Origin of the sequence: Saccharopolyspora endophytica (genome assembly GCF_018070075.1) — a bacterium.
In the GTDB taxonomy this organism is placed as follows: domain Bacteria; phylum Actinomycetota; class Actinomycetes; order Mycobacteriales; family Pseudonocardiaceae; genus Saccharopolyspora; species Saccharopolyspora endophytica.
The window spans coordinates 416,697-437,909 of record NZ_JAGPXE010000002.1 but is presented as its reverse complement, the minus strand read 5'-3'; the positions used below and the strand labels follow the sequence as shown (position 1 = coordinate 437,909).

Genomic DNA, 21,213 nt, shown 5'->3' with positions numbered 1-21,213 from the left:
AATATACTAAAGGACAGACCAAAACGGAACCATGACCATCAGGCGGTCGGCAACAGCGGGAGCGCATCGGCCAAGCGCTCGTTCCACGTGCGCGGGGAGCCGAACAGCTCGGCGTCGAGTTTGGCGCGCTTGTAGAAGAGCTGCAGGTCGTGCTCCCAGGTGTAACCGATCGCCCCGTGCATGGTCAGCGCCGTGTCGACCGCCTCCCGCCCGGCGGCCGTGACCTGCGCCTTGGCGGTCGCGGCGTGCAGCGCCGACTCATCTCCGCCCAGGTCCACCGACGCTGCGGCGAAGTAGGCGATGGACCGCGAGGACTCGACCGAGACCAGCATCGTGGCGGCCGCGTGCTTGACCGCCTGGAAGGAGCCGATCGGGACACCGAACTGCTTGCGCTGCAGGCTGTAGGCCACGGCAAGGTCGAGCACGCTCCCGGCGGCACCCAGGCTGTCGGCGGCGACGAGCACTGCTGCGCGCAGTGCTGCGTCGACCAGCACCGCGGAGGCGTCGACGTCCAGGCGCCGCGCCGCGACCCCTTCGAAGCGGACGTCCGCCGCGTCTCGCGTGCGGTCCAACAGCCTGCGATCACTCAGCACGACGCCGTCCGCGTTCGCTTCGACCACGAAGAGCGCGAGACCGTCCGGCGCCTGCGCCGGCGCCAGCAACCAGCGGGCGCTCCCGCCCCCCAGCACGGACGACACGGTGCCGCGCAGCTTGGAACCGTCGAATTCGAGACCCCGCGGACGATCCAGCGGACGACCCGCTTCGGCGACGAAGGCCGCGAACTGCCCTTCTTCCAGCACGGCGGACGCGATCTCAGGCGCTTCCGCCAGCGCAGGGATGGTCAGCACCGAAGCCAGCCAGGCTCCCGATGGCGCCGCTGCCCGGCCCAGCTCCTCAGCGGCGAGCGCGAGCTCCAGCAGACCGCCTCCTTGCCCGCCCAGTTCCTCCGGCGAGCCCACCCCGAACCAGCCGTCGGACACCAGGCGCGCCGTGAAGGACGAGGAGTCCCCGCCGTCCAACCACGTGCGGATAGTCTCGGTGGACGCGGTGTCGGACAGCCACTCGCGCAGCGACGTGCGGAAGAGCTCCTGCTCGTCGGTCAATTCCCAACGCATGCCGGCCCCTTTCTATGCTGGTCCGCACCGGCTCATGCCGGACATGCGCCACCATGCATATCGTTGAATGGTAGGTTAGGTCTAACTGTCAGACCATAATTGGGAGATTTTCGTGGTTGACTCGCCGAAGAAGGACCGTTCCTCCGTGCGGTTGGCTCCCATGGCCGTTCCGAAGGCATCGGACGTGCTGGCCAGCGAGTTGCGGGAGCGGATCCTGAGCGGCGAGTTCGCCGAGGACACCCCGCTTCCTCCGGAGCGCGACCTGGTTTCCCAGACGCAGATGAGCCGCACCACGGTCCGCGAGGCGCTGCGCATTCTCGAGGTCCAGGGCCTGGTGCGCATCAAGGCCGGCCGCGCGGGCGGAACCTTCGTGCAGCGCCCCAGCCAGGATTCGGTGGCGACCTCGATCAGTCTGCTGATCCGAGGACGCCAGCTCCGCCTCGCCGACCTGCTGGAAACCCGCGAGGCCATCGAACCGTTCTGCGCCCGCCTTGCAGCCCAGAACCGCACTGACGAGGACCTCGCGGTGCTCGACGCGGCCAACAAAGCCCTCGCCACCAACGACGACAACCTGACGAACTTCCTGCAGGCCAACGTCGACTGGCACGTCGGAGTGGCCGCCGCGAGCCACAACGAACTGCTGATCGCGTTCATGTCCGCGCTGTCCAAGGCGATCTACACCGCGACCGAGAACGAGGCGTTCGTCGATGACGAGGTCCGGAGCGTGACCGCGAAGGCGCACAAGTCCATCACCAGCGCGATCCGCGAACGCGACCCGGAAGCCGCGGTTCGCCGGATGAACCGGCACGTGCACTCCTACGCCAAGGCGGTTCTGGAAGTCGAGGAGCGGGAGAAGATCGCGGTCGACGACGAGTGAGGAACCGCGGCCGGCCCGAAACGGCCGGCCGCGCTCACACCTGCGCATCAGCTCTTCGCAGCCGCGGTGATCTCCGCTAGCGAGTCGGGGTTCTCCGCCCCGGAGAGGTCCCCGGGGTCTTTTCCCAGCGCCGCTGCGCGGATCGCCCGGCGGAGGATCTTGGCCGACCGCGTCTTCGGCAGCTGCGAGACACGACGCACCAGCGAAGGCGAGAAGGGCTTGCCGAGCTCGCTGGCCACCATCTCGCGCAGCTTGTCGGAGACGTCCTCCTCGTTCTCCGCGCCACGGCGCGGCACCCAGAATGCCCACACCGCTTCGCCTTTCGTGGCATCCGGGACACCGACGGCGGCCACCTCGCCGACCGCGGGATGCGTGCTCATCACCGACTCGACTTCGGCAGGCGCCAACCGCTTTCCGGCCACGTTCATCACGTCGTCCGACCGGCCGAGGATGAACCAGTTGCCGTCCTCGTCGATCAGGGCGAAGTCACCGTGCCGCCACATGCCCGGGAACGTCGACCAGTACGCCTCGATGTAGCGGGCATCGTCCTTCCACACACCGCGCGTCATCGACGGCCAGGGCTGGCGGCAGACGAGCTCGCCGACCTCACCGCGCAGCGGTTCGCCGCGGTCGTCCACGACGTCGACGTCCATGCCCAGCGACGGCCCACCGAGCGAGCAGCTGCGGATCGGTTCGACGGGGTAGGGGGCCAGGAACGAGCCACCGACCTCGGTCCCACCGGAGAAGTTGATGATCGGAACCCTGCTGCCGAAGACCTCCTCGGCCAGCCACTGGTAGGAATCCGGGTCCCAGGACTCCCCCGTCGACCCGAGCACCTGCACCGAGGACAGGTCCAGGTCGTCCGGTACCGGGGTTCCGCTGGAACGCAACGTCCTGATCAGCGTCGGCGACACCCCGAGCATGGTGATGCGATGCCGCGCGGCCAGCCGCCACAGCCGGTTCAGGTCCGGCACGTCGGGTGAACCTTCGTAGAGCAGGAGCGCGGCGCCGTTGGCGTGGGTTCCCATGATCGACAGCGGGCCCATGATCCAGCCCATGTCGGTCACCCAGCAGAACACGCCTCCGCGCTTGACGTCGAAGGAGTAGGCGACCTCGCTGGCCACTTTCAGCAGGAACCCGGCGTGGGTGTGCACCGCGCCCTTCGGCTTGCCGGTGGTCCCGGAGGTGTAGGCCAGCAGCAGCGTGTCGGCCGACTTCACCACCGCGGTCGGAACGGTCCCCTCTGAGCGGAGCAGGTCCGCCCAGGCCGTCTCCGGCACCTGCGGGAACTGCGGCTGCTCATCGGCTGAGGCGACGTTGTCGACGACGACCACGTTGCGCACGGTCGGGCACGAACGCAGCGCCTCGTCGAGCAACGGCTTCATCCGCACCGTCCGTCCGCGACGCACCGTGCCGTCGGCAACCACCACCGCCTTGGCATCGGCGTCCTGCAGTCGTGCGGCGATCGCGGCCGGGGCGAAGCCCGAGAACAGCGGCACGAGAACGGCCCCGAGCTTGGCGACCGCGTAGCAGGTGATGACGGCTTCAGGAATCATCGGCAGGAAGAGCGCCACCGCGTCGCCGCGCCCGATTCCGAGGTCGCGCAGCCCGGCGGCGACCCGCTCGACCCGATCGGCGAGCTCCCGGTAGGTGAGCGTGCGGACCGAGTCGTCCTCGCTGACGTGCACGACCGCGGGACTGTCGACCACCTGCTCGTCTTCGAGCCACCTGTTCACGCACGCGTCGACGACGTTGAGCTCGCCGCCGACCATCCACTCCGGACGCTGGATCCCCGCCGTCAGATCGACCGCCTCGGAATAGGGCGTCCTGAAGGGAAGTCGTAGGTCCTGCACCACCGCGTCCCAGTACCAGCCGATGTCGCGCACCGAACGCTCGCGCAGTTCGGCGAGCGAATCGAGCCCGTGCGCGCGGGCCAGCCTGGTGACATTGGCATTTTCGACTCGTTCCTCCGTGGGGAACCAGGTGTAGTCGGACATGTCAGCTCCTGGGCATTTTGAGGATGCGCTCGGCGATGATGTTGCGCTGGATGAAGGTCGACCCACCGGCGATCGCGGTGCCCCGGGACTGGTAGGCCAGCCGCAGCCAGGACGCATCCGCCGTGCCCTGGTCCTCGAGCGCGAATTGTCCGCCGAGTTCGTCGAGCGAGAGCCGGAAGTCGGCGAGGTCCTCGACGAGGGGGCAGAAGTAGAGCTTGCCGATCGAGGTGACCGGCCCCGGCGCCCCGCCATCGGCTGCCTGGGTCGTCACTCGCTGGCCGATCAGGTAGTGGGTCAACGCGCGCCCGTAGAGGTCGGCGACCTTCTGCCGGACCAAGGGATCCGCACCGAGCGGTCGCCCGTCCTCGTCGGTCCGCTCGCGGATGTCGTCGATGATCGACTCGACCGCTCGCTTGGTGTTGACCCGTCCGGTCGCGATGGCCACCCGCTCGTAGCCCAGCGTCGCCATCGCCACGCGCCAGCCATCGTCGACCGCTCCGACGACCAGTTCGTCGGGCATGAAGACGTCGTCGAGGAAGACCTCGTTGAACTCCGCTTCGCCCAGCATGTGCGCCAGCGGGCGCACCGTGACGCCGGGGCTGTCCATCGGCAGCAGGAAGTAGGTGATGCCCTTGTGCCGATCCCCTCCCCCGGTTCTGGCGAGCAGGATCGCGTGGGCGGCGAGGTGGGCCCGGCTGGTCCAGATCTTCTGCCCGGAGATCCGCCAGCCGCCATCGACCTTGGTCGCCTTGGTGCGCAGCGAGGCCAGGTCGGAGCCCGAGTCAGGTTCGGAGAACAGCTGGCACCAGATCTGCTCCCCGGTCAGGATCGGCTTGAGGTAGCGCTTCTTCTGCTCCTCAGTGCCGAAGTCGATGATCGTGGGCCCGGCGAAGTCCTCGCCGATGGTGTTCAACCGCTCCGGAGCGCCGGCCCGGTCCAGCTCCTCGTTGAAGATCGCCCGGTACTGCGCGTCCGCCCCGACACCGCCGTATTCCTTCGGCCAGGACAGGCCCGCGTATCCGGCGTCGTAGAGCATGCGCTGCCACTGCTGCCAGAACGGCCGCTTCCCGACGAGGTCGGCCGGCTCAGGCCACGGCAGGCGCGGCAGCGCACCGGCCAGCCACTCCCTCACCTCGGAGCGGAACCGCTGCTGCTCGGTCGAATCGGATAGCTCCATGGTCACACCCTCTGAGGCAATTTTGGAGTGATAATACTTTTGGTCAGACCAAAATGCAAGGGTTAACGCATCCCCCACACCGGCGTGCGCTTCTCCTGGAAGGCGCGAACGCCCTCGCGCAGGTCCTCGGTGGTGAACGCGAGAGCCAGCTGCGCCTGAAGAACGTCCAGCGCTTCACCGAAGGCGAGGTCCCGCGTGGCATCGACGGCGTTCTTGCCCAACTTCATCAGCAGCGGCGACTTGCCGGCGATCTTCCGCGTCCAGTCCCGGACGGCCTCGTCGAAGTCTCCAGCCGGGACGACCGCGTTGACCACGCCGAGCTCGCGGGCCTGCTCAGCCGTGATCAGGTCACCGACCATCATCAGCTCGTTGGCCTTCATCCTCGGGACGTTGCGGTAGATCAGCGCCGAGATCATGAACGGGAACGCGCCCACGTTGATCTCCGGGCAGCCGAAGCGCACCGAGTCCTTCGCTATGACCAGATCGCACGCCAACGCCAACCCGAAGGCCCCCGCCAGCACATCACCGTTGGCCGCGCAGATCACGGGCTTGCCCAGCTGCGCGAGCTTCTTGTAGATCCGCGGAAAACGGTCCAGTCCGGCGTACTTCTCGATCGTCGGGCGGTCGTCGGCGAAGGCCTTCAGGTTCCCGCCGGAGGAGAAGACCTTCGCGTGCGAAGAGGTGAGCACGACCACCCGCACGTCGTCATCGACTGCTGCGTGGTCGAGCAAATCCAGGAGCTGGTCGAGCAGCTCGTCACCGAGCGCGTTGCGAGTCGCGGGATCGTCCAACGTGATCACTGCGGCGTGATCGTCCACCTCGTACCGGACCAGATCGCCGGCCATCGGCCACACTCCTTCAACTCGCGGAAACGTCACTCGTGCGTCAGGACGACCTTGCCGAAGCCGCCGCCCTTCTCCAGGTGTTCGTGGGCCTTGGCGGCCTGGTCTAGCGGGAACACCTCGTCGATCACCGGAGGCCGAACCTCCCCGCTCTCCACCATCGACATCAGCCCGGCGAAATCTCGCGGGCTGCCCATCGTGGTTCCGAGCAGGTCGTACTGTCCGAAGTAGAACTGGCGCACGTCGAGCATCGCGTCGGTGCGAACCGACGAGCCGAGCACCACGAGCCGTCCGCCGGGACGCAGGGCCTCAATCGACTCCGGCCAGCTCCCCACCGGGTCGAGCACGACATCGAAGCCGCGTCCCCGGGGAGTCAGTCGCTTTGCCGCCAGCCACCACTGGTCCTCGGTGTAGAGAACACCGTCCGCGGCACCGAGTTCCCGTGATCGCGCGACCTTTTCCGACGATGACGAGGTGACCACGACCGTGGCACCGCAGGCGGCCGCCAGACTGACCGCCGTCGTGGCGACACCACCTCCCGCACCGAGCACGAGGACCGATTCGCCCTTGCGCAATCGCCCACGCGTGAACAACGCCCGGTAGGTCGTCAGCCCGACGAGCGGCAGGGCCGCGGCCTGCTGCCAGTCCAGGCCCGCAGGTTTCGGGTGAACGCAGTCGGCCGGCACGGTCACCAGCTCCGCGTAGGTTCCTGCGTGGTGGTCGCCGAGGATCTCCCAGTCCGGGCCAGGGGCGCTGTCGTCGTCGCCCCACCACAGGGACGGGATGACGAGTACGTCCTCACCGGTGTCGACCCGGGTTCCCGCGCCGTCGGCACCGAGCACGTGCGGCAGCCGTGAGCCGTACCGGCCTTCCCGGACCAGCACATCGTGCCAGTTCAGCGCACTGGCGCGCAGCTTCACGGTCACCGAGCCAGACTTCTCCTCGGGGTCGGGGACTTCTTCGCAACGCAGATTTCCCGCAGCTCCGAACTCGCGCAGGACCACCGCTTTCATCGCACTCCCCTATTCGGGCCGACTGCTACCGGCTTGAACACGCCGCCATCAGCGCCGTCCGCGCTGCGACATCCCGGATCCGGCGCCGCTGACGACTTCGCTGCCCGCTTCGGTCTGCCCGGGTTTCGAAGCACGTATCGCCGCATCTACGACCCGCAGCACTGCCTCGTAGCAGCGGCGGCACATGAACCCCGGCGTGTACATCTGAATCGCCGGGTAGGCGAGAACGCATTTCAGATCCGCAGTTTCCTGGCAGATTCCGTGATGGCCGGCTTTGTTGCACATGCACGTGCACAGCATGGACGTCTCACCTCGCCCCCGTCAGCTCTTGCGCTTGCCGATCTCGTCGGCGAGTTGCGGAGCGACCGCGAAAAGATCGCCCACCACGCCGAAATCGGCTATCTCGAAGATCGGTGCCTCGGTATCCTTGTTCACCGCGACGATCGTCTTGGACGTCTGCATGCCCGCCCGGTGCTGGATCGCGCCGGAGATGCCCAGGGCGATGTAGAGCTGCGGTGAGACGGTCTTGCCGGTCTGCCCCACCTGGAACTGGTGCGGGTAGAAGCCGGAGTCCACAGCCGCGCGGGAAGCACCCACCGCCGCACCGAGCGAGTCCGCCAACTTCTCGACCACCTCGAAGCTCTCCGCCGAACCGACGCCACGGCCACCCGAGACGACCACGGAGGCCTCGGTCAGCTCCGGCCTGTCGCCGCCCTCGACCGGTTCCCGTCCGGTGATCCGCGCCGACTTCGTCGCATCGGGCGCCGGGACCTCGACCGCATGTTCAGCGGCCGCCCCTTCGGCTTGCTCGGCCTCGATTGCACCCGGCAGCACGGTGACCACCGGCGCACCCTTGACGACCTTGGCCTTGGCTACGTAGCCACCGCCGAACAGCGAGTGGGAGGCAACTCCCTCACCGTCGAGGTCGACCGCCTCCGACAGCAGTCCCGCACCGGTGCGCACCGCAAGCCGACCGGCGATCTCCTTTCCGTCCACCGAGGCCGGCAGGAGCACCGCCACCGGCGAAACCGATCCCACCAGCTCGGCCAGCACGTCCACCGAAGGCGTCACCAGGTACTGACCGGCCTCGGCCGATTCGGCCGCGTACACCTTCGCCGCGCCGTAGGTGCGCAGCACATCGTTGAGCTTGGCCGCCACGCCCGGCTCACCGACGACGACCGCTGAGGGCTCACCCAACCGGCGCGCCGCGGTCAACAACTCGAACGCGACCTTCTTGACCTCGCCGTCCACGTGGTCGACGAGAACCAGGACCTCGGACATCACGTACTTCCTCTCGAAAACCAGTGGTTCAGACGAGCTTCTGACCAGTCAGGTACTCGGCGACGGCAATGCCGCCCTCGCCTTCGTCGGTCACCCGCTGCCCGGCCTGCTTGGGGGGCTTCGGCGCGGATTCCACGACCTGCGAGCCGGCATTGGCCAGTCCGAACTCGGTCGGGTCGATACCGGCATCGGCAGCCGAGAGCACGGTCACCGGCTTCTTCTTGGCCGCCATGATTCCCTTGAACGACGGGTACCGCGGCTCGTTGATCTTCTCCGTCACCGATACGACCGCAGGCAGACTCGCCTGCAGGTGAACGATCCCGGCGTCGGTCTCCCGAGCCGCGGTGACCACCGACCCATCGGTGGAGAGCTTGCGAACGTAGGTCAGCTGCGGCAGTCCGAGCAGTTCCGCCAGCATCGCCGGCACCGCACCGGTGCGCCCATCCGTCGCTTCATTGCCCGCGATCACCAGATCGACCGACTCCACGGTGCCGATCGCCGCAGCGAGGGCTCGCGCGGTCGCCGGCGCATCGGTGCCCGCGAGAGCGTCATCCGAGAGGTGCACGGCCTTGTGCGCGCCCATCGACAACGCCTTGCGAATGGCCTCGGTGGCCCTGTTCGGCCCCATGCACACCGCGGTGACCTCGCCACCCTGCGATTCGGTGATCTGCAGGGCCTCCTCCACCGCACGCTCGTTGATCTCGTCGAGCACGGCATCGGCCGCCTCGCGGTCCAGCGTGTGATCGGCAGCGGCGAGCTTGCGCTCGGAGTACGTGTCAGGCACCTGCTTGACCAACACCACGACGTTCACTTGTCCACGCCCCAACTTCAGGTCTCGGCTCGCGAAGAACGCGGCTCAGGCTCGGAGGCCGGTCGACGCCCTTCCGTCGACCAACGACTAATTTTGGCCTAATCTATTAAAGGACGGACCAAAGTGCAACACTGTCAGGCCAGAGCCCATCCGCAGGAAGAGGAGCCAAGTTGAGGACAGATCACCAAGACACCGTCGTCGCCGATTGGCCAGCCCATTGACGGACATGTCCTCCCAGCGCTCTACACGACCTCTCCGCGCTCAACGCACAGCCGGCCCGGCTCCCCTGAACCGTCAGGACGAGCGCCCGACCGGGCCGATGTGGATGCGACGCCGATCGGCTGGGAAAACCACCACCTGTCACGCAATCTCACGAAAGGTGCTATCCGATGGTTTCGTTCGAGTTCAGTGACGAACAGAGCGAGTTCCAGAAAACCCTCGCGGAGTTCACCCGCAAGCAGCTGCTCCCGGGCTACCGGGATCGAGCCGCATCCACCACATTCCCGTTCGACATCCTGCGACAGCTCGGCGAGCTCGGCGTGCTCGGCATCGGCCTTCCCGAACAATACGGCGGAACGGGAGCCGAAGACCCGATCATGCTGGGCCTGGCCACCGAGACGCTGGCCTACGGGGACGTCAACCTGGCATCCGCGCCGATCCAGATCGGCCTGATCGGCTCACAGCTGGTGCATGCCAGCGACGAGGTCCGGCAGCACTACCTGCCGGCGATGATCGAGGGCCGCGAAACGGTCGCGATCGCCCTCACCGAGCCCGGGTCCGGCTCGGACGCCGCCGCGATGACCACGGTAGCCCGCCCGGTCGACGGCGGTTGGCGTCTCACCGGTGAGAAGACCGCGATCTCCTGGGCCTGCAACGCCTCCGCTGCCTTGATCTACGCCCGCGATCCGGGAAGCAAGCGCGCGGCCGGCGTGAGCTGCTACCTGGTCCCGCTTGATGCCGAGGGCGTGAGCGTGCACCACATGCCGGGCATGGGGTGCCTCCCGCTCGGCTGGGGATCGATCCACCTCGACGACGTCCTCGTGCCGGAATCGCACCTGGTCGGAGAGCCGGGGAAGGGATTCCAGGCTGTCATGAGCCACTTCGACTTCAGCCGCGCCGCGATCGGCCTGATGTGCTTGGGTGCGGCTCAGGTCAGTCTGGACGAGGCCGCCACGTACGCCACCGACAGGCACGCCTTCGGCAAACCGATCGCCGACTACCAGGGCGTGTCGTTCCAGATCGCCGAGCACACCACGTACCTGGAAGCGGCCCGGTGGATGTGCTACCACGCGCTCTGGTTGCGGGAGGAGAACAAGCCGCACACCTCGCTGGCGTCGATGAGCAAGTGGTGGCCACCGGTGGTCGCCAAGAACGCCATCGAGGCCGCCATGAAGATCCACGGCAACCTCGGCTACTCCACCGAGTTCCCGCTCCAGCAGCGGCATCGCGACGTGATGGCCTACCTCGTTGCCGACGGCACAGCGGAAATCCAGAAGCGGATCATCGCCAAGGACGTCTTCGACCGCGGCAGCGTCGTGTACTAGCGAGGAAAAGAACGCCCTTCGGGACTCCCGCGAATCCCGAAGGGCGTTCCCATTGGACTGTTCTTGACTTCGCTTCTGCGTCGCGGCGCCGGTAGCCGGCGTGGGGGGGTTCCGGATCGCGGCACTGCCGCTCGCACGCAGTTCGAGAACAGCCCTCACCGGCGGGTTTCTAGTTCCCGCCTGACTTCTCCGCAGCCGACTTGATCGCCTTGCGGATGCGGAAGTAGGTGCCGCACCGACAGACGTTCTCGATCTCGTCGATCTCGGCGTCAGTCGGCTCGCTGGTATTCTTCAGCAGTGCCACCGCGTTCATGATCTGCCCGGGCTGGCAGAAGCCGCACTGCGGCACGTCCATCTCGAGCCAGGCCTGCTGGACGGGGTGCAACTCATCCCCGTCGGCCAGGCCTTCGATCGTGGTGACCTCACGGCCCTCGACATCGGACATGGCGGTGACGCAGGTCGTGTAGGCCTCGCCGTCGATCAGGCAGGTGCAGGCTTTGCACACATCGAGGTTGCACCCCATCTTCGGGCCTGTCACGCCGAGCTGATCTCGCAGGGTCCAGAGCAGCGGGTGGTTGGCCGGCGCCTCGACGCTGACCTCGTTGCCGTTGAGTGTGAAGGTGTAACGCGGCACGGGAACTCCTCCGTGGACGATTCTGGTTCGGAAGGCCGCAGTCAGTTCCGGGCCGGGAGAGGACGCATCGGCGGGCCGGGAACAGGTCCCGGTGGGTACGGCTCGTAGTCGAGCTCGTTGTCGATCGGGAACCTGGTGGGCATGATCCCGGTAGCCCGGCGATACGCGTTGACAACCGCCGCGAACGCCACCGGCACCGCGAACTCGCCCATACCTCCCGGCTCACCCTCACCGGGCTGCACGAAGATCTGCACATCCGTCGGGGTGTTCTTCTGCCGTGCGTAATGGAAGTTGTGGTAACTGCCTTCCAGGAAGTAACCGTCACGCAGGTGCAGCCCACCGCGCAGCGCCACCGAAATGCCGTCGGTGAGTCCACCGAGCGCCTGGGCCTCGATACCGCTGACGTTGATCGGGCGGCCGACGTCGACGGCCATCACGGCCTTGACCACCCTGGGGTGCTGGGGGTCCCGCGCGTCGATCTCGACGAGGACCGCCATGACTCCCTTCATCTCGTCGTGGAAGGCGATCCCCTGGGCGAAGCCTTCGGGCATCGCCTTGCCCCATTCGCCCTCTTCTACGACCTTGTCGAGGATCGCCCTCTGCCGATCGTCTTTGAGGAAGTCGCGGCGGACCTGGACCGCGTCCTTGCCGAGCCGTCGGGCGAGCTCGTCGACCGCGATCTCTTCGACGCCACGGACGTTGAGCGAGAAGACCGAACGCCAGCTTCCGGTGTTCAACGGGATCGAGACCTCGTGCAGGTGGGTCGCGACCGCACCGAAGTTGTAGGGGCAGTGCACCATCGCGCGGAACATCAGCTGGCTGACGCTCTCGTTGCCGACGGCCGGGAACTTGCTGGCCGCAGTGGTCAGCGCGTCACCGAATCCGTGTTCCAGCGAGGTGTCGACCGCAGCGTTCCAGTGCTCGTAGGACAGCACCTGGTCGCCCGAGTGGTGCATGCGCACCTTGTGGTGCTTCGCGGGGTGCACGCGTCCGTGCCTGATGTCATCGGTGCGGTGCCAGATCAGCTTCACCGGCTTGCGCATCGCTTGCGAGATCAGCGCGGCTTCGACCGCGGCGTCGTTGAACAGGCGCCGCCCGAACGACCCTCCGCTGGGCATGACGTGGACGGTGACCGAGGTCTGCGGAATGCCCAGCTCCCGAGCGACGTTCTCCTGCGTGCTCGTCGGGATCTGCACCGCCGCCCACACCTCGGCGCGGCCGTCTCGGACGTCGGCGACCGCCGCGTTGGTCTCCAGCGGGGCATGACTCAGGAACGCGAAGTCGAATTCCATCTCGAGCGTTTCCACGCCGGCGGCCGGAAGCTTCACCGGCGGGTCGCCGAGTGGCCCGACCGCAGCGCGCAACTTGCGACGCACGGTTTCATCGCTCTCGTCGTCCACGGTGCCAGGACCCCACGTCACATCGAGTGCGTTCACGCCGTCCACCGCGAACGCGAAGGTCTCGGCCAGCACCGCGACTCCCGTGGGGATCGTGGCCACGTCGACGATGCCGGGCATCTGCTTGACGGCCTCGGCGTTGTGCACCTTCTTGACGGTGCCGTTGATCGTGGGCGGCCGACGGACCACGCACGGCTTCGCACCCGCTACGTTCAGGTCCTGGGTGTAGGTGTTGGATCCCGTGACGATCCGGCGGGCGTCGAGGCGCCCCACCCGGCCTCCCACCAGCTTGAACTCGGACTCCGGCTTGAGCCGCACGGGAAGGTCGGGCAGCTTCGCCTTGGCTGCGGCGACCGCCAACGAGCCGAAGGTCGCACTGCGACCGTCCGGGGCGTGGATGACACCGTCGGACACCGTGAGCCGATCACCGGGCACCCCCCAGCTGTTGGCCGCGGTCGCCACCAGGCGGGCACGTGCCGCCGCAGCGGCGAGGCGGGCAGGCCTGTACAGCGAGGTGATGCTCGAGGACCCACCGGTGAGCTGCCCGTACAGCAACTCCGGACGCGCGTCGGCGAGCGGCATCGTGATGTTGGCCAGCGGAATGTCCATCTCTTCCGCGATCAGCATCGGAACCGACGTGGTCAACCCCTGCCCCACCTCTGCCCGAGGCAGCGGGACGGTCACCGTGTTGTCCTCGTTCACAGTGATCTGGAAGAGCAGGGCGGACGTCGGTGCGCCGATCACATTGATGACGTCCTGAAGATCGACCGTCTCACCGATGAGCTGCGGAGGCGACGGCACGGCGGCCTCGGCCGTATCCGCAGCTCCGTCCAAGAGGATCTCGGTCGCCACGGTCAGCGTGGGTGCGGCCAGAAGGTAGCTCAGGAACCTCCGGCGGCCGATGGCCGATGCACTCGAAGACTCCTTCGTCGGATCGAAGACCACCGATACCTCACAATTTTTCGGTCGCTCGGGCTGCCGCACGGCCAGGTGATCGTTTCGACCTGCGGTAGCCGCAGAGCTGCACTGATGATGTCGCTACCGACCACTGCGCCACGTTTGCGCGACAGCGCGAACGTGGCCGACGCGGTGCGCTACCCGATGCGGAGCGGCTGCTTTCGGGCCTGGCCTCGGCTGCGCTTGGTCACGAAACATGAAGGTAGAACGTGATCCATGACAAATCAAGAAACCCCGTCAACTTTTGTGTGTAACTTTTCGGTCCGGGCTTCCGCACGGGCCCTCGGCATGCCTGGCGGTCCCGGTTGGACCTCGCTCATCAGCAACGGGGAAAATAGGGCCGTGACTGGGAGTGATACAGAAAGCGGATCGCCACTGCCCACAGCGAGCGCGCGCTCGCTGTTGCTCACGGTGATGGGCGAGTTCGCCTACCCACGCGATGAAGCGATCTGGACCACCGCCTTGGTCCGGGTTCTCAACGGACTCGGCGTCGAGGGGCACGCTGCTCGCCAAGCCATCTCGCGGTCCGCGGATGCGGGGTGGATCGAACGGGAGCGCATCGGCCGGACTGCGCGCTGGCGGCTGACCCGGTCCGGCAAGAAGATCATCGAAGACGGTCTGCACCGGGCCACGGAGTTCCTCGACCGGTCCGAACCCTGGGACGGGCGCTGGCTGGTCCTGCTGGTGTCAGTGCCACAGGGCGAGCGCACCACCCGCAAGCGCCTCTACGGCGGCCTGGCCTGGCTGCGCATGGGAAACCCGACACCGGGCGTGTGGCTCACCCCGCACGTGGACACCGCAGGCGATCTCCGCGACCTGATCGCGGAATTCAACCTCACCGAGACCGCCATCAGCTTCGTCGGGCACACCGAAGACGTCGGCCTCAGCGATGAGCAGATCGTCCAGCGAGCCTGGAACCTCGCCGAGCTGGCCAACACCTATCAAACCCTGCTGGCCCGATACGCCGACCACCGCCCGGCCGACGGCGACGAAGTGCTGCTGAGCTACCTCGAGCTGCGGAACTACCTCCAGCAGTTCATGCGCCTGGACCCACAACTGCCGGAAGAGCTGCTGCCGAAGTGGGTTGGGCACGAGGCCTCGGACCTGTTCCGCAACCGGCGCGAACGGTGGCTGGCTGGGGCGTGGGAACGCTGGGAGGAGATTCTCCGCGAAGCACGGCCGAACGGTGCGGACTGACTGCCCGCACCGTTCAGGCCGCTCATCGGGTGTAGGGCATGAAGTCCGCGCCGAAGAGCTCCCTGGCGATGATGATCTTCTGGATCTGCGCGGTCCCGTCGGCGATCTCCAGCGCCATCACGTCCCGCACCCGCTGCTCGAACGGAAACTCCGCAGAATACCCGTAGTTTCCATGCAGCAGCAGGCAGTCCTTGATCGCGGCTCCGGCCATCTTCGGGCCGTACCACTTGGTCATGGCGGCGTCAGCCGTGTGCCGGACGCCGACGCCCCGTTTCCACAGCGTCGAGTAGCAGAGCAGACGGGCGGCCTCCAGAGTGGTGCTGTGCTCGGCGAGCGGGAACGAGACGCCTTCGAACCGGGACAGCGGCGATCCGAACGCCTCCCGCTCGCGCACGTAGGCGGCAGTCTCTTCCAGACACGCTCTCGCACAACCGATTCCGGTCAACGCGAGCAGCGGCCTGGTGAAGTCGAAGCCGTTGAGCACGGTTCGGAAGGCCGCTCCTTCCGCCCCGATGAGGGCGTCCTCCGGCACCCATACCTCGTCGAGGTACACGAGACCGCGTCCCATGGGCTTCCACCCGGTGTCCGTCATGCCGGAGGTCGTCACGCCAGCCCTGTCGAGCTCGACGAAGAACGCGGAGACTCCGGCACGAACCCCGTCGCGATAGGTCTGCGCGGTCACGATCAAGGCGCTCGCGTGAGCGAGCATGGTGACGGAGGCCTTCTGCCCACTGATCACATAGCCGCCGTCCACGGCGATAGCGGTGGTCCGCAAGGCGCCGGCATCGGAGCCCGAGTCCGGCTCGGTCAAGCAGAAGGACACGTATTCCTGGCCCTTGACCAGCGAATCCAGCCGGTCATCGCGCACGCGCACCGAGCCGAACGTGCCGATCAGGCTCGACACCAGCATCACCGGAATGACGGCGTTGGCGACGTTGACGTCCGCGTGGGCCAGCTCCTCCACCGCCAGGCCTGCGGCCACGAAGTCCTCGGTGTCCAGCGGATTGTGATCCGCACCGGCGAGCAGACCCAGGACACCTAGGTCGGCGACGCGCCGGTGGATCTCCCAGGGGAATTCGCTTCGAGAAGCGCGCTCCAGGTACCCAGGCGCGAGCTCGGCGTTCGCGAAGTCCCGCACGCCGTCTCGCACCGAAGTCTGGTCATCGGTGAGCCCGAAATCCACTCAGACACCTCACTTGCCCTGTTCGCCGTTGTCCGGCTGGTGCGTGTCGGTGTCGAGTTCTCCGCTGGAGAGCTGTTCACGCAGGACGTACTTCTTGACCTTGCCGGTCGGTGTCATGGGGAGCTCCCCGACGAAGCTCCAGTAAGCCGGCGTCTTGTGCGCGGACATCTCCGCACGGCAGAAGGCACGCATGTCCTCCACCGTCGGCTTATCAGCACCGGGGTTGAGCCTGACCACGGCAGCCAGCTGCTCCCCCCACTTCTCATCGGGAACGCCGACGACCGCCACCTCGGCAACGGCGGGGTGACTGATCAGGAACTCCTCGATCTCTCGCGGATAGATGTTGACGCCACCACGGATGATCATGTCCTTGAGGCGCCCGGTGATCTTGATGAAGCCGCGCTCGTCCATGCAGCCCCAGTCACCCATGTGCAGCCAGCCGTCCGAGTCGATGGTCGACTCGGTTTCCTCCGGCATCTCGTGGTACTCGATCATGTTCTGGTAGCCGCGGCAGCAGATCTCCCCTGCCTCACCGACGGACTTGACCTCGCCAGTCACCTCGTCGGCGATCTTGACCTCCAGGTGCGGCAGCGGCTGCCCGACCGTCTCCGACTGGTCTTCCGGCGAATCGGTCACCCGGGTCTGCGCGATCACCCCGTGCATCTCGGTCTGCCCGAACAGGATGGTCGTTCGACATCCCAAGGTCTCTGCCGCGCGGCGGACGAGAGACGCCGGGACGGTTGCCGCACCGCTCATGATGGTCTGCAGGCTCGTCAGGTCGCGCTTCTCGCGGTCGGGGTGGTCGAGCACGGCGATCAACATCGTGGGAACGAGGAGGGAATGGGTTCCCCGGTACGTCTCGAAGGTTTCCAGCATCAGAGCCGGGTCGAACTGCGGAACGATGACGAACGTGCCGCGCTTGGCCAACGTGCCCAACGAGGTCACCGCACCTCCGCCGATGTGGTACATCGGCATCGAGTTGACGTTCACGCCACCGTCACCCATACCGGCGCGCTCTGAGACGAACCGCGCCGCGTTGGCGAGCCCCTTGTGATGCAGTCGAGCACCTTTGGGGAACCCCGTGGTTCCGGAGGTGTACTGGACCTGAATCGGGTCCGTCGGAGCGACGGGCGGTAGCTCGACGTCGGCACCGCTGCCCAGGAACTCCTGCCACCTGGAGAACGGGATCGCCTCCCGGAGGTCGGGCAGGCGGGGGCGAATCTCCTCCACGATCGGCGTCAGCTCAACGTCGCGGTAGGAATCGGCGTAGAAGAGGCCGACAGCTCCCGACTGCCGCAGCACGTACTCGAGCTCGCGCGCCCGGTAGGCCGGGTTGCTCGCCACCATGATCATCCCAGCAAGACTGATCCCCTGCTGAAGGATGATCCAGTCCGCGCTGTTGGGCGCCCAGATGGCCACCCGGTCCCCCGGCGAGAAGCGCGCCAAGAGAGCCTGCGCCGCCCGTGTCGCATCGGCGAGGAACTCCGCATAGGTCCAGCTCCTGCGGGAAGCCTGATCCGCGACCGCGTCCACCAGCGCCGTCCGATCAGGAACTGTTGCGGCAGCTTCCCGGAGGAGATCCCCAATGGTGACATCGTGGACGGACTCGCCCTCGTCCGCCGGCCAATACGACTCGGCAAGAACTCTGTCTACTGTGGTCATGTCCTGACTCCTGGCGAAGGTCTCATGGCTGACTTTTTCTCGTGGAGGGCAAAACCGCACCAGCGCGCTCTCCTGGTCGGCGAGTCGCACGCACACGGCAGGTACCTGGTCAGGTGCCGCACGAAACCGGCATGCGGCAACCAGGGACGCGGCAGCCCCGAATCGCGATGCCTTCACTCCGCCCTGACGACGATCGGAACCGGGCCTTGATCGCAGCTGGGCGGCATGTCGACTACAGGGCACTCCGGGCCGCTACGACGGAGGCACCGAGCCGCGCACGTGAACGCACCTCCCTCGCAGAATCCCTTACGATACGTGATCGCCATCACATCGTTTGGTATTATGTACCAAAGGTAGGACCGAAATGACAGAAGAGCAAGGCCGGGCGCCCACGAGATTCGACAGGCATCCCTCAGCATCGAGTTCCGGCACGGAGCCGACGGCCTGTCACGCACGCGCCCACCCGAGGGGCGACCGCAAGGCGGTCGCAACGGGAACCGCGAAGTGCCGGAAAGCCCGGACACCTGGGCATCCACCGCTTGGCGCACCACTGGAATGCTGCATGCAACCGGCCGAACGCACTCCCCACAAGGGTTGACTTTCTACACAACGTTAGACACAGTCCCATTGTCAGTAGACTGTTCTAGGTGGGAAGAGCCCCTGCTGCGAAACGTGCAAGACCGTGGCTGAGACGGCAGACGCCGGCATGCCAGGAAGGAGCCTCAACGATGCTTGCCTTCCGGCGACTTCTGCTGGCTGCGATCTCACTGACCGCTTTCGCCGGGGCGAGCGCTACTTCCCTCGCAGCAGACGAACAGCCGACGAAATTCCCACCCGGTCGCGAGCTGCCAAGCCAGCTCAGAATCTCCCCCAGTGATCACGACTGCGCAACGCCTGCGGGAGCACCTGGCCAAACCTGCCACTTGACCCACAAATACGGCGCTGCCATCAACTCGATAATCACAGCGGGATCATGGCTGCTCGCCCCGCTACCCGGGCAGTGATCAAAAGTACGTCCACACGGCCACTCAACTGTGAAGACCTTCTTGCCGGTTGGGGCTGTCGTGCAGTTTAGGTCATCCGAACGGGATGTCGGCAAGACTGCACTGCTGTTCGCAGCGCCTGGGTCCTGACCAATTGCCGATTTCGTCGTCAAATGCCGTGAGCAGAAACCGTCGCGAACATGCATTGCTTCCCGCCTGGGAGACTGAACACGATGTGGACCAGTCCCAGGGACCGGCCTAGGTGGGATACGGTGGCAATCATCTGAAGGCTTGCTCCGGCCGGCGTCGGACGGACATAGGCGACGTGCGCCGACGTCGTCGCAAAGGCCGCACCGTTCCTCTGCAGCGCGGCGGCCGCAGCTGCGTCGGACCACGCCATCGCGACGCCTCCGTGCAAGTTGCCGTTCGGGTTGGCGACCCCGGACTCGACATCCAGGGTCGCCACGAGTCCGCGGTCGGTGTCCGTCAACTCCCGCTCGAGCAACACCGGTGGGCGGTGCCTTGGATGAGGACCGAATCCGGAACCAGCAGGGGTGCACGGGCCCACTTGCGGGAGTCCGGGGATGAAGTGTCCCCACTGCCGTGCCCGGGCGACGACCTGGCCGGCGGAGTCGATGACGAGCGCCTCGGCATAGCCGTCGGTCGCGTTTCGGCCGATCAGTTCCGCCTCACCGTGTAGCACGCAGCCGTCCGTGGGTAACGACCCCGTGACGTCTACCGACATCTCAGTAGTGACCGCCCAATGACCTTGCGGCGCACCGGCGATGATGGAGTAACCGAGGACGTTGTCCACGAGTACGCCAAGGTTGCCCGGCCGCAGCTTCCCCCGGCCATCGCACATCCAGCTCCGGATAACCATTTTGGCGCGCGCAGTGGTCCCGCGCCGGTCGACGGTGACGTCCCTAACCTCGAACGCGGCCTCCGGTGGCCCCATGATGACGGGGAATTTCACGCCGGCGTACCTCCTTGCCGAACCTGCTCCCGGAGCCTGTTCTTCATGACTTTGCCGGTGGCGGTCATCGGGAGGGCGTTTGCGAACCTGACCTCCTTCGGTAGCTTGTAACCGGCGATGAACTGGCGGCAGCGCGCGATGATGTCTTCCTCTGTTAAAGCTGCAGAGGGAGCGAGGACCACGACGGCGACGACTCGCTCACCCCACTTTTCGTCAGGAACGCCGATCGCTGCACACTGCTGCACCCCGTCGATTCGAGCCAGGGCATTTTCGACCTCCGTCGAATACACATTCTCACCGCCGGTGATGATCATGTCCTTCACCCTGTCAACCAGGTACAAGAAACCGTCAGCGTCGCGGTAACCCGCGTCGCCCGACCGGTACCAGCCATCCGGGAAGGCAGCGGCGGTGAGCTCGGGCTGGTTGAAGTAGCCGGTGGTCAGCGAGGGAGACCGGATGAGGAACTCACCTACTTCGCCGTCAGCTACCTCCTTACCGTTCGGGTCCGCCACCTTGATCTCGATCAGGGGAAGCGGGCTCCCGCAAGATTCGAGTTTGACGCCTTGGCGGTGTTGCTCCGGTCGGAGGAAGGTGACACCCGCGCAAGTTTCGGTGCCGCCGTAGAACTGGATGAAGTCACAGTCCATTGCGGTGAGGGCGCGCTGGAGCAGCGGAAGCGGCATCGCGGCGCCCGCGTAGACCACGACCCGTACGCAGGAGAGGTCGACGGTGGCGGCTCCGGGCTGATTCAGCATCATCTGGATGACCGTGGGCACCAGCGGCAGGATCGTGGGCCGGTCGTGGGCGATCAGCTCGAGCAGTTCGCCAGGGGTCGGCATGGGGTACACGGCGACGGCGGCGCCGTTGTAGAGCGCCTGCAACGAGAGGCCGACGCCCATGGCGTGGAACAACGGCACGACGGTGAGCATCACGTCGTCGGAGGTGTAGCTGAACGAGGGCTCGAGGTGCTCGCAGAGCCGGAGGTAGAGGTAGTTCTGGTGCGAGAGCTGCACCCCCTTCGGCTTGCCGGTGGTGCCGGAGGTGTACATCAGCACTGCCGTATGCCACGGGTTGACTTCGGTAGCGGGGTCCACCGCGGGAGCCGCTGCGAGGAGTTCGTCCAATTCGCTGACGCCTGGCCGCGTGGAGTCGTAACCGATCACGCGGCATGGCACTCCGCTGGTCTCGATCACTCTTGCTGCTGTCTCGGCATACTCCGCGTCCGCGAGCAGCACAGCGGGGCGCGCGTCTGCGATGATGTCCACCAGTTCCGGAGGCGCGAGCCGCCAGTTCAAGGGGACCAGCGCCGCCGAAATCCTGTTCACTCCGAAGAGCAGTTCGAAGTTCTGACGGCCGTTCTTGCCCAGGACGGCCACCCGATCTCCGCGTGCGACGCCGAGCTTCACCATGAGCTGCGCGACCTGGTTGGACCGTCGGTCCAGATCCGACCAGGAGACCGGTCCGCGGCCGTCGATCAGCGCCGGACGGTCCGGGTTGGTCCTCGCGTAGTGACGTGGAATGTCATCGAGTGTGCGGATTTCTGAGTAAAGCCACATGTTGGCTCCTTTCG

16 protein-coding genes are annotated in these 21,213 nt (G+C 66.5%); 3 read left to right on the top strand and 13 right to left on the bottom strand.

Features of this window, described 5'->3' with window-relative positions; all coding sequences use genetic code 11:
• Positions 1 to 38 precede the first annotated feature (38 nt).
• Entirely contained in the window at positions 39 to 1,115 is a 1,077-nt protein-coding gene (locus tag KBO27_RS06090; RefSeq protein ID WP_210968949.1) for an acyl-CoA dehydrogenase family protein, read from the bottom strand.
• A gap of 160 nt (positions 1,116 to 1,275) precedes the next feature.
• Here KBO27_RS06090 and KBO27_RS06085 point away from each other — a divergent pair, with 160 nt between their 5' ends.
• Positions 1,276 to 1,992, top strand: coding sequence for a FadR/GntR family transcriptional regulator (locus KBO27_RS06085; protein WP_210968948.1), 717 nt, complete (start codon positions 1,276 to 1,278; stop codon positions 1,990 to 1,992).
• Positions 1,993 to 2,039: 47 nt separating this feature from the next.
• Here the strand turns inward: KBO27_RS06085 and KBO27_RS06080 are convergent, their stop codons facing one another.
• From KBO27_RS06080 to KBO27_RS06055, 6 genes are all read right to left on the bottom strand, one after another.
• Positions 2,040 to 3,989 (bottom strand): AMP-binding protein, encoded by a 1,950-nt coding sequence (locus tag KBO27_RS06080; RefSeq protein WP_210968947.1) that lies wholly within the window; start codon positions 3,987 to 3,989, stop codon positions 2,040 to 2,042.
• Position 3,990: 1 nt separating this feature from the next.
• A complete protein-coding gene (locus KBO27_RS06075; RefSeq protein WP_210968946.1) occupies positions 3,991 to 5,166 on the bottom strand; it encodes an acyl-CoA dehydrogenase family protein in 1,176 nt (391 codons plus the stop codon).
• A 62-nt stretch (positions 5,167 to 5,228) separates the two neighbouring features.
• Entirely contained in the window at positions 5,229 to 6,011 is a 783-nt protein-coding gene (locus KBO27_RS06070; RefSeq protein WP_210968945.1) for an enoyl-CoA hydratase/isomerase family protein, read from the bottom strand.
• Positions 6,012 to 6,040: 29 nt separating this feature from the next.
• On the bottom strand, positions 6,041 to 7,021 hold the full coding sequence (locus tag KBO27_RS06065) for a quinone oxidoreductase family protein (RefSeq protein WP_210968944.1): 981 nt from the start codon (positions 7,019 to 7,021) through the stop codon (positions 6,041 to 6,043).
• 321 nt (positions 7,022 to 7,342) lie between these two features.
• The gene (locus KBO27_RS06060) at positions 7,343 to 8,302 is read right to left on the bottom strand and encodes an electron transfer flavoprotein subunit alpha/FixB family protein (RefSeq protein WP_210968943.1); all 960 of its coding nucleotides are present in this window, start codon (positions 8,300 to 8,302) and stop codon (positions 7,343 to 7,345) included.
• 28 nt (positions 8,303 to 8,330) lie between these two features.
• Complete coding sequence (locus tag KBO27_RS06055) at positions 8,331 to 9,113, bottom strand: electron transfer flavoprotein subunit beta/FixA family protein (RefSeq protein WP_210968942.1); 783 nt, start codon at positions 9,111 to 9,113, stop codon at positions 8,331 to 8,333.
• A 389-nt stretch (positions 9,114 to 9,502) separates the two neighbouring features.
• Here KBO27_RS06055 and KBO27_RS06050 point away from each other — a divergent pair, with 389 nt between their 5' ends.
• Complete coding sequence (locus KBO27_RS06050) at positions 9,503 to 10,657, top strand: acyl-CoA dehydrogenase family protein (protein ID WP_210968941.1); 1,155 nt, start codon at positions 9,503 to 9,505, stop codon at positions 10,655 to 10,657.
• Positions 10,658 to 10,826: 169 nt separating this feature from the next.
• Here the strand turns inward: KBO27_RS06050 and KBO27_RS06045 are convergent, their stop codons facing one another.
• Positions 10,827 to 11,291, bottom strand: coding sequence for a (2Fe-2S)-binding protein (locus KBO27_RS06045; RefSeq protein ID WP_210968940.1), 465 nt, complete (start codon positions 11,289 to 11,291; stop codon positions 10,827 to 10,829).
• Positions 11,292 to 11,332: 41 nt separating this feature from the next.
• The gene (locus tag KBO27_RS06040; protein WP_307870261.1) at positions 11,333 to 13,672 is read right to left on the bottom strand and encodes a xanthine dehydrogenase family protein molybdopterin-binding subunit; all 2,340 of its coding nucleotides are present in this window, start codon (positions 13,670 to 13,672) and stop codon (positions 11,333 to 11,335) included.
• A 189-nt stretch (positions 13,673 to 13,861) separates the two neighbouring features.
• Between KBO27_RS06040 and KBO27_RS06035 the strand changes: the two genes are divergently transcribed.
• Complete coding sequence (locus KBO27_RS06035; RefSeq protein WP_307870260.1) at positions 13,862 to 14,842, top strand: PaaX family transcriptional regulator; 981 nt, start codon at positions 13,862 to 13,864, stop codon at positions 14,840 to 14,842.
• 22 nt (positions 14,843 to 14,864) lie between these two features.
• Here the strand turns inward: KBO27_RS06035 and KBO27_RS34520 are convergent, their stop codons facing one another.
• The 4 genes from KBO27_RS34520 to KBO27_RS06015 all read right to left on the bottom strand — a co-directional run bounded on the left by KBO27_RS34520 (position 14,865) and on the right by KBO27_RS06015 (position 21,199).
• Positions 14,865 to 16,025: an acyl-CoA dehydrogenase family protein gene (locus KBO27_RS34520; protein WP_210968938.1), complete on the bottom strand. Its 1,161-nt coding sequence runs from the start codon at positions 16,023 to 16,025 to the stop codon at positions 14,865 to 14,867.
• A 9-nt stretch (positions 16,026 to 16,034) separates the two neighbouring features.
• Positions 16,035 to 17,777, bottom strand: coding sequence for an AMP-binding protein (locus tag KBO27_RS06025; RefSeq protein WP_210968937.1), 1,743 nt, complete (start codon positions 17,775 to 17,777; stop codon positions 16,035 to 16,037).
• Positions 17,778 to 18,839: 1,062 nt separating this feature from the next.
• Positions 18,840 to 19,643, bottom strand: a complete 804-nt coding sequence (locus tag KBO27_RS06020) for a PaaI family thioesterase (protein ID WP_210968936.1) — start codon at positions 19,641 to 19,643, stop codon at positions 18,840 to 18,842.
• The gene (locus KBO27_RS06015) at positions 19,640 to 21,199 is read right to left on the bottom strand and encodes a long-chain-fatty-acid--CoA ligase (protein WP_210968935.1); all 1,560 of its coding nucleotides are present in this window, start codon (positions 21,197 to 21,199) and stop codon (positions 19,640 to 19,642) included. Before KBO27_RS06015 ends, KBO27_RS06020 begins: the two co-directional genes overlap by 4 nt.
• Positions 21,200 to 21,213: the final 14 nt, after the last annotated feature.

What these genes read in the sequence shown, in the direction of transcription:
- KBO27_RS06090 (WP_210968949.1), bottom strand. Translation starts at nt 1,115, where the DNA reads ATGCGTTGGGAATTGACCGACGAGCAGGAGCTCTTCCGCACGTCGCTG.
- KBO27_RS06085 (WP_210968948.1), top strand. Translation starts at nt 1,276, where the DNA reads ATGGCCGTTCCGAAGGCATCGGACGTGCTGGCCAGCGAGTTGCGGGAG.
- KBO27_RS06080 (WP_210968947.1), bottom strand. Translation starts at nt 3,989, where the DNA reads ATGTCCGACTACACCTGGTTCCCCACGGAGGAACGAGTCGAAAATGCC.
- KBO27_RS06075 (WP_210968946.1), bottom strand. Translation starts at nt 5,166, where the DNA reads ATGGAGCTATCCGATTCGACCGAGCAGCAGCGGTTCCGCTCCGAGGTG.
- KBO27_RS06070 (WP_210968945.1), bottom strand. Translation starts at nt 6,011, where the DNA reads ATGGCCGGCGATCTGGTCCGGTACGAGGTGGACGATCACGCCGCAGTG.
- KBO27_RS06065 (WP_210968944.1), bottom strand. Translation starts at nt 7,021, where the DNA reads ATGAAAGCGGTGGTCCTGCGCGAGTTCGGAGCTGCGGGAAATCTGCGT.
- KBO27_RS06060 (WP_210968943.1), bottom strand. Translation starts at nt 8,302, where the DNA reads ATGTCCGAGGTCCTGGTTCTCGTCGACCACGTGGACGGCGAGGTCAAG.
- KBO27_RS06050 (WP_210968941.1), top strand. Translation starts at nt 9,503, where the DNA reads ATGGTTTCGTTCGAGTTCAGTGACGAACAGAGCGAGTTCCAGAAAACC.
- KBO27_RS06035 (WP_307870260.1), top strand. Translation starts at nt 13,862, where the DNA reads ATGACAAATCAAGAAACCCCGTCAACTTTTGTGTGTAACTTTTCGGTC.
- KBO27_RS06015 (WP_210968935.1), bottom strand. Translation starts at nt 21,199, where the DNA reads ATGTGGCTTTACTCAGAAATCCGCACACTCGATGACATTCCACGTCAC.